Source organism: Salinivirga sp. (assembly GCF_035268865.1).
GTDB lineage: Bacteria > Bacteroidota > Bacteroidia > Bacteroidales > Salinivirgaceae > Salinivirga.
This window is the reverse complement of record NZ_DATFKB010000002.1, coordinates 1-11,552: the sequence shown is the minus strand read 5'-3', so window position 1 is coordinate 11,552 and position 11,552 is coordinate 1. Positions and strand designations below refer to the sequence as shown.

The following is an 11,552-nucleotide window of genomic DNA, read 5'->3' as shown; positions in this document are numbered from 1 at the left end:
TGAAAACAACCTCAATACCTTTGATCCCAAACACCGCTTTTATGATAACACTGGTGTTAAAGATGATGCCAATATTTATGCCCGTGCAAACTTCATGGTAAACAAAAAGCTGTACACTTATATCGATTTGCAATACAGGCACATTAACTACGAAATAGACGGTCTCGATGACGGGCAAAGAGACATCTCGCAAGCACACACATATGACTTCTTCAATCCAAAAGCGGGTTTATTGTTCGAACCATCTGATATGGTAAGCGCCTATTTAAACCTGGCTATTGCCAATCGTGAACCCAACCGAACCACACTCGTCGACGCAGACCCTGCTAAAGCGGAACCCACATCGGAAAAAATGTACAATGCCGAGCTTGGCTCAGAAATAAAAAACAAGTTATGGCGAGTCAAAGCAAACGCTTATCTCATGTACTACAAAGACCAATTAGTACTTACAGGAAACATCAATGATGTGGGAAATGCCATTATGGAAAATGTTGATGATAGCTACCGGGCAGGAATCGAACTCATTTGGGGCATAAAACCCATTGAATGGTTTAGCTGGCAGGCCAATCTAACTTTTAGCCAAAACAAAATACTGGATTTTGTATCGTATACAGATAATTGGGACACCTGGGGTCAGGAGATTGAGGAACTTGGTACAACAGACATTTCTTTTTCACCAGAGATTGTAGCCAATTCTCAACTAACCTTCACTCCAGCCAAAAATTTAGGCATAACCTTTATCACGCAATATGTAGGCGAACAATATATCGATAATACATCGAGTGAAGACCGCAAACTGGACGATTACCTCATAAACAACCTCAGGATAAACTATACCCTTGAAACTTCGTGGTTAAAGAAAGCATCAGTTTATTTACAAATCAACAACCTGCTTGATGAAGAATACATCACCAATGCATGGATCTACCCATTTTATGCAGGAGGCGAAATAAACTACCTGGATGGTTATTATCCACAAGCCGGAATCAATTTCATGGCAGGTGTTAATCTCAGGTTTTAAAAATATAAAGGTCGGGTGGCCCCGGCCTTTTTTCTTATTATTTTACAAACTTATTCTAAATCCAGCAGAAATTCGAAATGGGTTTTGTGGCGCTCCCCCGGCAAACTCCACTGCTGCAGAACCAGCTCCCATACTCTCCGGCGCAGCACCAATATTTATATTCCGGTAGCGTTCATCGAGTAAATTATGCCCGCTTAAAAAAACTGCAAGCTTCTTCGTTATATCATAATTCACATGGGCATTTACCAAAACAAAACCGGGTATGGTCTGATATTTTGTAACATCGGCAGACTGTACACTGGCAGCATTAATAGCACGCTGATCTGACATCCAAATTAAAGCAGGAGAAACTGTTAAGCCTCCCCATTTAAATGTTCCTCTGAATTTCACCGTATGATTTGAAATGCCCGGCAAATTCCGCTCTTCTGTGGGTCCGGACTCATCTATGTCAGTATACCCTTCTATATAACTATAGGACAAAGCGTACCGGTGACTCATAACAGAGGATATAATTTGTTTATAGTCAATAATAATGTTGCCTCCGTATATTGTAGACTCCCCTAAATTATCATTAATCTGGATTGCATTTATATGATATTGAGTTCCGGGATATAAATGGTCGGGATATATGGACTCCACCGTCTCATTATTCACTACCGGACTAATCAAACCTGAAACAAATGAAGTATAGCCCGTCGCTCTGACACTTAATTCATCGTTAAAGTATTTCAGGAAACTAATTTCTACAGTTTGAACTTTTTGTGGCTTAAGATTTTCATTTGGGAGTTGCATAAACTCAGCATAATAAGTACTTGAGTCGTTTGTGGGAACCAGCGTACCATATCTGTCATACATATACTGGGGCGAGGGAGCCAAATATGCAGTACCATAGAGTGCTTTCATGGTAAAATCCTCTTTCTCCTCATAAACCAATCCCAGCCTGGGATTTAAACTTGTACCATATCTTTCATCGTTATCAATACGAGCACCTGCAGTAATAGTCAATGGAAAATCAAATTCGTAATGCGCTTGCGCCAGACCTCCAACACTATTATATTTTGTTTGAATTAAGTTGGCCGGTATACCATCAGGTAACAAAAAATCATACTCAGAGTTTACAATAATTCCACCCGGATCATTTCCAAAAACAGGGTATTCAAGGTTATTACTTCTTGGCATTGAAACATAGTGTGCAAAGGATAAACCTGCAGTTAATTTAAATCTATCCGACATATCATAGCTTATTAATTGCTCCGCCTTGGTCATCCATCCGTATGCAAACAGATAAGCCGGCTCCATATTAGAATAAAGGTTTCGGAAGTTACTGCGGCTATCCAAATTATAACGACTGTAGGTTACATCCGAAATTGATTTAAAACTATCAAATTGTTTTTCGTAAGACAGGTTCACCATATTTACAGAGTGGCCAAAAAACTGCTCATGATTGTATACTGAATTGTGTGGAGAATTAGCCATGGTAGATGGATTTCTGCCATAATTGCCAAAATAATTCAATTTTAATCCGTTATAATCAAACCCCGCAAATAAGCCATAAGCCATCAAAGCATGCGATTTATGTGGTTCTACAGGCGTTTCTGGTGTTATTGGACCATTGATTGTATTAAATGTTCCGGATTGTAATTCCTCGTCCATTCCTTGGTACAAATCCGGATAAAACCTGGCCAAATCTGGTTGTTCATCATAAAAAAACTGCCCTCCTATTGAAAAACTAAAATCTTCACCCAGATCATCCTGGGTATAGAAATTACCATTAATCAGATTATACATTCCTCCTTCAGCGGTTACGCGTGTTTCTGCTTCAGAAATATTCTGATCTGTAATAATATTAATTACACCTGAAAAAGCATCGGCTCCATATAGTGCTGATGCAGGCCCATAAATGATTTCTACTTGTTTTGCAAAATGCACCGGATAGTTCTCCATAACCGAAATCAGGTCATTGGTTGGAGGACTAATTTTTACTCCATTCAATAAAATTTGAAATTTATCCATGTAACGAATGCCCCTGATCGTAATATCATTCATCCATCTGGGATCAACTCCGTAATCAATTTTTATATCTGGCATATCATAAAGTACATCAAGAAGCGACCTGTAACCACGACTTACAATTTGTTCCCTGGTAATTACTTCCACTGTAGCTGGAGCTGTTACAGAGCTCTGACCATGAGTTCTGGCTGCTCCGTATACCTTTACATTCATGAGCTCTTCCAACGATAAATTAGAAAACTGTTCAACCGTAATTGAATCATCACGGCTCTGGGAAAAAAGGCTGAGCGGCATAACTAACAGTAATACAACTAATTCCTTAAGTCTCATAAAATAGTTTTAGCTGGTTGTATAGCATTTCATTTATTTTACACTTCAAGTTACAAATTTTTGATGAGATCTTTTCACAAAAAAAGCCGGTTGATATCCAACCGGCTATTAAAAGTTTGCTAATTATTTTTACTCTTGAGGTATTTTAGGAAAATCTTCTCTTTTGTATTCACCTGCTTCGAGTTTGCTGCGGCAAGCCTCAAATGCTTTAAGTGTAACTTCTACATCCTCCATTGTATGCATTGCTGTTGGAATTAAACGCAGTAATATTTCTCCTTTTGGAATTACCGGGTAAATAACAACAGAACAAAATATATTATAATTTTCTCTTAAATCCATTACAAGGGATGTAGCTTCGATAATCCCACCATGCATCATTACCGGCGTAACGGGCGAACCAGTAACACCAATATCAAAACCACGTTCTTTAAGTCCATTTTGAAGTGCTGTGGCAACCTTCCATAAGTTTTCTCTCAGTTCTGGCTTGGTTTTGAGTAGCTCAAGACGTTTAAGCGCGCCAATGGTCATTGGCATTGGTAATGATTTGGCGAAGGTTTGAGAACGCATATTGTAACGCAGGTAATCCACGACATCGGCATCAGAAGCTACAAAAGCACCAATACCAGCCATAGATTTTGCAAAAGTCGAGAAATAAACATCGATATCATCCTGAACGTCAAAATGCTCACCAGCACCGGCACCGGTTTTACCCATTGTACCAAACCCATGTGCATCATCCACTACAAGACGAAAATCGAAATCTTTTTTCATTGCTACAATCTCGTCCAGTTTACCGAGGTCTCCTGCCATACCAAAAACGCCTTCGGTAATTAGAATAATACCTCCATTGTTTTCTTCAGCACGCTTTGTTGCAAATTGCAGCATTTTACGGCAGCGGTCCATATCGTTATGCGGAAAAACAAAACTTTTTCCACCTTTTGCTTTATGTAAAAACACACCATCCATTATACAGGCATGTGATTCTGAATCATACACAATTACATCATTACGGCCTGCTAATGAATCAACAATTGATACCATGCCCTGGTATCCGTAGTTCAGCAAAAAGGCGTCTGGTTTGCCAACGAAATCTGCCAAATTTCTTTCCAGTTCTTCGTGTTTTTTTGTCTGACCACTCATCATGCGGGCACCCATCGGGTAAGCCATGCCATATTCTTTTGCTGCCTGGGCATCTGCTTCCCGCACTTCCGGATGGTTGGCAAGTCCAATGTAATTATTCAAGCTCCAGGTAAGCACGTCTTTTCCCTGAAATTTCATGTGAGGATGAAGTTCCCCCTCTAGTTTTGGAAAAGAAAAATATCCGTGGCCTGCTTTTTGGTACTGTCCAAGTGGACCACGATCTTGTTTTATTTTTTCAAATATATCAATCATAACCGGCTGATATTAAAATTAAAATTTATCGCGCAAAGTTACTTTTTTAATTGATTTTTCCCAACATTTCCAATTCATGGTATAATTTGTGAAAAAATAAATTAATATGTCAAAAAAATTCTTAATGATTAACTATCTTTGCAAGCTGAACTATAATTTTGAATATTTATAGGCTGTAAATCAAATAATGCGTTTGTATTAGCGTTTGGTTTACCGAAACATAATAAGTTTAATTTTAAATTAAAGCGCAAAGAAATTTCAGGTATGCAAAAAATATTTTTGATCACATTTTTATTTATAATTATCCTTATATCAGGATGTAGTGAATTTCAGAAAGCTTTAAAGAGTAATGATTACGAACATAAGTTTGAAAAAGCTGTAGAGTATTTCGAAGAAGAAGACTGGTACCGGTCACAATCACTTATTAACGATGTATTGCCGGTTTTCAGGGGAACACAAAAAGCCAAGAAACTTTATTACATGAAGGCTTATACCCATTATAATCAGGCAGAATACATACTTGCAGCCTATCATTTCAGAACTTTTATAAAAACTTACCCGAATGATGAACTAACCCAGGAATGTGAGTTTATGCTTGCGGAGTGCTTTAGAAAAGAAGCGCCAAAATATAATTTGGATCAGCAAAACACCAAGAAAGCTATTCAGGGCTATCAATTATTTATTAATAAGTATCCCAATAGCGAAAAACGCGAACTTGCTAATCAACGCATTGAGGACCTGCGTAAACGATTAGAACGTAAATCTTATGAAAATGCTGAGCTATATTTCAAACTCAGAGATTACAAAGCAGCGCTAATTGCACTTAAAAATACCTTAAAAGATTATCCGGATTCGCCGTTCAGGGAAGAATTACTCTATTTGATTATGAAATCTAACTATTTACTGGCCCAAAACAGTATACCTTCATTACAGAAAGAGCGATTCCAGGAAACCATTAATGAATATTATGCTTTTGTTGATGAATTTCCGCAGAGTGACAAAATTAAAGAGGCTGAAAAAATATTTGAAAAATCTGTAGAAGAAATTAAAAAATAATAAACCCAACAATTATGGACTTCAAGAAAGTTAATGCTCCAATGTCAACTGAAACACGTGATTTGAAAGATATCAGTGCTAAAACAGGCAATATTTATGAATCGATTAATATTATCTCTAAAAGAGCAAACCAAATCAATGCAGAGCTTAAAGATGAATTGACACGTAAGCTGGAGGAATTTGCTTCAGTAACTGACAATCTTGAGGAAATTTTTGAAAATCGCGAGCAAATCGAGATTTCAAAATTTTATGAAAGATTGCCAAAACCAGCACTTATAGCCACAGAAGAATTTAAAGAAGACAAAATCGTTTATAAATACCCTGACGAAAAAATTCAGTAATGACAACTCAAGGCCAAAACCTGAAAGGGAAAAATATAATTCTTGGAATTACCGGTAGCATTGCAGCCTATAAAGCAGCAATGCTTACTAGATTACTCATAAAACAAGGGGCTACAGTCAAAATTGTTATGACCCCCCTTGCAAAAGAATTTATTACACCCGTTACTATGGCTACGCTTTCCCAAAACACCGTATTATCGGACTTCTTTAATTACGATGACGGTGACTGGAACAGCCATGTAGAACTTGGTTTATGGGCCGACTTATTTTTACTTGCTCCGGCATCGGCCAATACAATGGCCAAAATGGCGCACGGTGTATGCGATAACCTTCTGCTTACCACTTATTTATCTGTTAGATGCCCGGTAATGATTGCCCCGGCTATGGATATGGATATGTACAAACATCCCGCTACACAAGATAATATTATGATTCTTAAATCGAGAGGTCATTCATTCGTTGAGCCTGAAACAGGAGAACTGGCCAGTGGCCTTACAGGTAAAGGCAGAATGGAAGAGCCGGAGAAAATTACCGGGGCGGTAATCGAATTTCTTACCTCAAAAAAAAAACTTAAAGGCAAAAGGTTCCTCGTAACGGCAGGCCCCACAATAGAAAAAATTGATCCCGTAAGATTTATTGGCAACCACTCCAGTGGCAAAATGGGCTATGCCATTGCAGAATCGCTTGCCAGTGAAGGTGCTCAGGTCGACCTTATCTCAGGTCCGGTACAAATTACAACCAATAACCCCAACATTACAATACACCCGGTTGAATCCGCCAATGAAATGTTTCAGAAAGCCACAAAGCGCTTTAAAATGGCCGATGGTGCAATAATGGCTGCTGCAGTCTCTGATTATAGCGTCGCAACACCATCAGAGAAAAAACTCAAACGAGAGCAAACAGGAAACATATCCCTGGAGCTGACACCTAACAAAGACATTGCAGCAGCCTTAGGCGAACAAAAAAAACAAAACCAAATATTAGTTGGTTTTGCACTGGAAACTGACAATGAACTGGAAAATGCCACAAAAAAGCTACAAAAGAAAAACCTTGACTGCATTATATTGAATTCGCTCAAGGAACCGGGTGCCGGATTCAATGTAAATACAAATAAAATTATCATCATCAACAATAAAGGTGAACAAAAAGCATTTTCCCTTAAAGAGAAAAAAGAAGTTGCAGCAGATATCGTTCAATATCTTGTAGAAAACTATTGATATGCGAAAACTTATTGTATTTTTTATTCTAACGCTGATTAGCACGCAAGTTATTTCACAGGAGCTCAAATGCCAGGTACAGGTAATTAGTAGGCAAATACAGCGAAGCGATCGTAGCATTTTTGAAGAAATGCAACGTACCATTTACGAATTCATGAACAATACAGTTTTCACGAATCATGTGATAAAAGCAGAGGAACGTATTGAGTGTAGTATGTACATAACACTCAATGAGCAAACAGGTTCCGACAGCTACAATGCAGAAATACAGGTTACCTCAAGCCGGCCTGTATATAACTCCGATTATACAACCCCCCTTATCAACCTGGTAGACAACAAATTAAAATTCCGCTTTGCCCCGCAGGACGCCATTCAATTTAATGTAAACTCATATTCATCAACGTTAAGCTCAGTGCTCACTTATTATGCGTACCTCATACTGGGGTACGATTATGATAGTTTTGGAAGCCTGGGCGGCAGTGAATTTTACGATCAGGCTCAAAAAGTTGTAAATAATGCACAAAGTGACCCCTCACCTGGTTGGCGAAGCTTCCAGGACGATGGAAAAAACCGTGCTGCTATTGTTGAAAACCTTCAAAATGACCTTTACAAGCCACTACGTCGGTGTTACTACAAATATCACCGGCAAGGCCTGGACTTAATGACAGAAAAAAAAGATCAGGCCCGCGCCAATATTTTGGCAGCTCTGGAAGAGCTTAGAGCATTATACCGTAAAAGACCAGATAGTTATTTGCTACAGCTGTTTTTTGAAACAAAGTCTGATGAAATTGTAGAAATATTTAAGAAAGCCACACCACAAAACAAGAGAAGGGTTTTCAACCTGATGAGCCAGATTGATCCCGGAAACCAGGACAAGTACAGGAAAATTATGCAAAATGAATAAAATATGCTGCGTAACTTATTTGTTGAAAATTATGCACTTATTGATAATCTGAAAATTGATTTTCAGGAAAACCTTACTGTTATTACAGGAGAAACAGGTGCTGGAAAATCTATCTTGTTGGGAGCTCTGTCGCTGGCTTTGGGAACCCGGGCTGATCTTAGTACCCTTAAGAACAAAGACAAAAAATGTATCATCGAAGCCACTTTTGATATAAGAAAATATAAGCTCAAGAGCTTCTTTGAGGAAGAGGACCTCGACTTTGATACCAGCACCATTATCAGAAGAGAAATAACACCCAAAGGCAAATCGCGCGCTTTTATTAATGACACTCCTGTTAACCTTAACCAACTCAAAGCTCTTGGCGAAAGACTTATAGATATCCATTCACAGCATCAAAATCTTTTATTAAACGAACAGGACTTTCAAATAGATTTTGTAGATACACTGGCCGGCGTTTTGGATCTAAGAGCAACTTACAGAAAAACATACGAGGATTTTCAGAACCTGCACAAAGAAATTGAACAACTTAAAGTCAAAAACGATGAGCAGAAGGAAAAAAGTGATTTTGTACAATATCAATATCATGAGCTCGAACAGGCAAAACTTAAACCCGGGGAAAAACAAGAACTGGAAAGGTCGCAAAACATATTAAGCAACAGTGAAGAAATAGCAGAGAACCTCAATTCTGTATTGCAAAGCATGCAGCGCGATGATTATGGAATATTATCAGAATTAGGGCAGGCAGAGAGTGCGATGGAAAAAATAGCTTCATTTTTTGAAAATGGAGAGGAGCTCCAATCACGTATTTCAAGCGCCCGACTCGATTTAGACGATTTAGCGCAGGATTTGCAGCAAAAAGCCGAAAATATACAATACGACCCGTCAGAATTGGAGCGTATCAACCAAAGACTAAATCAAATATATACCTTAGAACAGAAACATAGAAAAAACAGCATAGAGGAGTTAATAGCACTAAAAGACCAGTATAAAAAAGATCTGGATGATATAGAATCGTTCGAAGAAGACCTGGAAAAGCTTCAGAAATCATTGTCCGAAGTAGAAAAAAAGATGAACCAACTGGCTGACAAACTAAATAAGGAGCGTAAAAAAACAGCGGGAGAAATTTCATCAAGCGTTACAATTCAGCTGGAAGATTTGGGTATGCCTCAATCAGTTTTTCAAATTGAAGTAACACAGCAAGAAGAGTTTAATAAAGCAGGCCGCTCAAAAATTGTATTTAAATTCTCTACTGACAAAAATATGGCTCCCAAGGAAGTCACTAAAGTGGCTTCCGGAGGTGAATTATCACGCATCATGCTCGTCATTAAAGCTATTTTAGCAAAGCAAAAAGCGCTGCCATCATTAATCTTTGATGAAATTGATTCAGGTGTATCAGGTGCAATTGCAGATAAAATGGGCAATATAATGAAAGAGATGGCCAATAGCATGCAAATTATTTCGATCACACACTTACCTCAAATTGCGGCCAAAGGCTATCATCATTTGGTGGTATACAAAAAACACGAACAAGAGGGTGCAACAACGCAGATCAGACACATCTCAGATTCTGATCGTATAGAAGTACTTGCTCAAATGCTAAGTTCAGGTGAAACCTCAGCGGCAGCAATTGCTAATGCAAAAGAACTTTTATCCAACTAATTTGTTCCACACTAGATAAATCAAAAAAGAAAATCTATCATGGGTTATAATCTACTTAAAGGCAAAAGAGGCCTTATATTTGGAGCGTTAAACGACAAATCTATTGCCTGGAAAGTGGCAGAAAAAGCGCACGAAGAAGGGGCTGAAATTGTACTTACAAATACACCAGTTTCTATTCGTTTGGGCGATCTTGATAAGTTGGCTGAAAAGACTAATGCAACCGTTATACCAGCCGATGCAACGAACATTGATGATTTGCAGAATTTAATAGAAAAAGGCATGGAAGCAGTGGGTGGTAAATTTGATTTTATACTACACTCAATAGGGATGTCGCCAAACGTGCGTAAAAAAAGAGGTTATGATGACCTGAATTATGATTTTTTACAGAAAACACTTGATATTTCAGCAGTATCATTTCATAAAGTAATACAAACCTGCAAAAAACTTGATGCCATTAACGAATGGGGTTCATTAGTAGCACTAACCTATGTAGCAGCTCAGCGTACCCTTTTTGAATACAATGATATGGCTGATGCCAAAGCCATGCTTGAATCAATTGCCAGAAGTTTTGGTTACATATACGGGCGCAGTAAACATATCAGGATTAACACCATTAGCCAATCACCAACTTTGACAACAGCTGGTAGTGGAGTAAAAGGTATCGATAAGCTTATGGACTTTAGTGAGCGAATGTCGCCTCTGGGGAATGCCACAGCAGATGAATGTGCTGATTATACAATTACGCTATTTTCAGATCTTACGAAAAAGGTTACCATGCAAAATCTTTATCACGATGGTGGGTTCTCAAGTATGGGTATGAGTAAACAGGCAATGATTCAGTATGAAAAAAGTTTTGAAGAACCAGATTGCGATTAATCTTTTTTTATCCTATTATGCAAGTATTAAGACAATTAATAAGTCATCGCTAGTTATGCAAAGATCATATTTTGTTTTTTAAATCTCTTTTCATACCTTTAGTTGCTATATAACGGCAGACAAGACGACAATTCATAGTATATGATTACACATGATTGGCACGAAAAAATCATCCTCATAGTCGAAGATGAGCACATTAATTTCAGGTACCTGCAAGAGATACTGAAAAAAACGCAAGCGCAGATCTTACGGGCTGAAAATGGATTAGAAGCAATTGAGACAGCGAAAGAAAAAAACGTTGACTTAATTTTAATGGATATAAAACTGCCGGTTATGGATGGTTATGAAGCTACGCGTAAAATCAGGGAGTTTAACAAGGAGATTCCAATTATTGCACAAACAGCTTACGTGATGTCAGGAGAAGAGGAAAAGACAAGAGCAGCAGGTTGTGATGATTACCTGACAAAACCACTTCGTATTAAGACTGTTTTAGAAACCCTGTCGAAATATTTAGAAAAGTAACTAAGATAACATTCACAAAAAGCTCCGGCCTCAGAGGTTCGGAGCTTTTTTTATGATAGTTTATTTGCAGCATAAATTATTATTTTAAGCCAATTTTTCACCATAAAAAAAGCCTGTCTATCCTAAGATAAACAGGCTTTTAAAAGTTGGCGGCGATCACGCCGATTGGCGGACAGGCACTACTCTCCCGCTATCCGCCGGCTGGAGGGCCATCGGCGCGGAGC

General features: G+C 38.3%; 10 protein-coding genes. 8 read left to right on the top strand and 2 right to left on the bottom strand.

Annotated features, from left to right (window positions below):
• Window positions 1-1,021, top strand: a 1,021-nt coding sequence (locus tag VJ937_RS00165; protein ID WP_324064896.1) for a TonB-dependent receptor, incomplete at its 5' end; no start/stop codon positions are given.
• Between the two features lie 42 nt (window positions 1,022-1,063).
• Here the strand turns inward: VJ937_RS00165 and VJ937_RS00160 are convergent.
• Window positions 1,064-3,361 (bottom strand): TonB-dependent receptor plug domain-containing protein, encoded by a 2,298-nt coding sequence (locus VJ937_RS00160; RefSeq protein ID WP_324064895.1) that lies wholly within the window; start codon window positions 3,359-3,361, stop codon window positions 1,064-1,066.
• 129 nt (window positions 3,362-3,490) lie between these two features.
• Complete coding sequence (locus tag VJ937_RS00155; RefSeq protein WP_324064894.1) at window positions 3,491-4,753, bottom strand: aminotransferase class I/II-fold pyridoxal phosphate-dependent enzyme; 1,263 nt, start codon at window positions 4,751-4,753, stop codon at window positions 3,491-3,493.
• A gap of 264 nt (window positions 4,754-5,017) precedes the next feature.
• Between VJ937_RS00155 and VJ937_RS00150 the strand changes: the two genes are divergently transcribed.
• The 7 genes from VJ937_RS00150 (at window position 5,018) to VJ937_RS00120 (ending at window position 11,328) form a co-directional block, all read left to right on the top strand.
• On the top strand, window positions 5,018-5,809 hold the full coding sequence (locus VJ937_RS00150) for an outer membrane protein assembly factor BamD (protein ID WP_324064893.1): 792 nt from the start codon (window positions 5,018-5,020) through the stop codon (window positions 5,807-5,809).
• 14 nt (window positions 5,810-5,823) lie between these two features.
• Window positions 5,824-6,150 (top strand): DNA-directed RNA polymerase subunit omega, encoded by a 327-nt coding sequence (locus tag VJ937_RS00145; protein WP_057954067.1) that lies wholly within the window; start codon window positions 5,824-5,826, stop codon window positions 6,148-6,150.
• The gene (coaBC, locus tag VJ937_RS00140) at window positions 6,150-7,367 is read left to right on the top strand and encodes a bifunctional phosphopantothenoylcysteine decarboxylase/phosphopantothenate--cysteine ligase CoaBC (protein WP_324064892.1); all 1,218 of its coding nucleotides are present in this window, start codon (window positions 6,150-6,152) and stop codon (window positions 7,365-7,367) included. Before VJ937_RS00145 ends, coaBC begins: the two co-directional genes overlap by 1 nt.
• A 1-nt stretch (window position 7,368) precedes the next feature.
• Complete coding sequence (locus VJ937_RS00135) at window positions 7,369-8,271, top strand: DUF4835 family protein (RefSeq protein ID WP_324064891.1); 903 nt, start codon at window positions 7,369-7,371, stop codon at window positions 8,269-8,271.
• 3 nt (window positions 8,272-8,274) lie between these two features.
• Window positions 8,275-9,930 (top strand): DNA repair protein RecN, encoded by a 1,656-nt coding sequence (recN, locus tag VJ937_RS00130; protein ID WP_324064890.1) that lies wholly within the window; start codon window positions 8,275-8,277, stop codon window positions 9,928-9,930.
• A 39-nt stretch (window positions 9,931-9,969) separates the two neighbouring features.
• On the top strand, window positions 9,970-10,806 hold the full coding sequence (locus VJ937_RS00125; protein WP_324064889.1) for an enoyl-ACP reductase: 837 nt from the start codon (window positions 9,970-9,972) through the stop codon (window positions 10,804-10,806).
• 141 nt (window positions 10,807-10,947) lie between these two features.
• Window positions 10,948-11,328 carry a response regulator gene (locus tag VJ937_RS00120; RefSeq protein ID WP_324064888.1) on the top strand — a complete coding sequence of 127 codons (381 nt, stop codon included), beginning with the start codon at window positions 10,948-10,950 and terminating at the stop codon, window positions 11,326-11,328.
• The last annotated feature ends 224 nt before the right edge of the window (window positions 11,329-11,552 follow it).

Excerpts from the sequence above, each read along its gene's own strand:
- VJ937_RS00160 (WP_324064895.1), bottom strand. The coding sequence starts at position 3,361 with ATGAGACTTAAGGAATTAGTTGTATTACTGTTAGTTATGCCGCTCAGC.
- VJ937_RS00120 (WP_324064888.1), top strand. The coding sequence starts at position 10,948 with ATGATTACACATGATTGGCACGAAAAAATCATCCTCATAGTCGAAGAT.
- coaBC (WP_324064892.1), top strand. The coding sequence starts at position 6,150 with ATGACAACTCAAGGCCAAAACCTGAAAGGGAAAAATATAATTCTTGGA.
- VJ937_RS00135 (WP_324064891.1), top strand. The coding sequence starts at position 7,369 with ATGCGAAAACTTATTGTATTTTTTATTCTAACGCTGATTAGCACGCAA.
- VJ937_RS00150 (WP_324064893.1), top strand. The coding sequence starts at position 5,018 with ATGCAAAAAATATTTTTGATCACATTTTTATTTATAATTATCCTTATA.
- VJ937_RS00125 (WP_324064889.1), top strand. The coding sequence starts at position 9,970 with ATGGGTTATAATCTACTTAAAGGCAAAAGAGGCCTTATATTTGGAGCG.
- recN (WP_324064890.1), top strand. The coding sequence starts at position 8,275 with ATGCTGCGTAACTTATTTGTTGAAAATTATGCACTTATTGATAATCTG.
- VJ937_RS00155 (WP_324064894.1), bottom strand. The coding sequence starts at position 4,753 with ATGATTGATATATTTGAAAAAATAAAACAAGATCGTGGTCCACTTGGA.
- VJ937_RS00145 (WP_057954067.1), top strand. The coding sequence starts at position 5,824 with ATGGACTTCAAGAAAGTTAATGCTCCAATGTCAACTGAAACACGTGAT.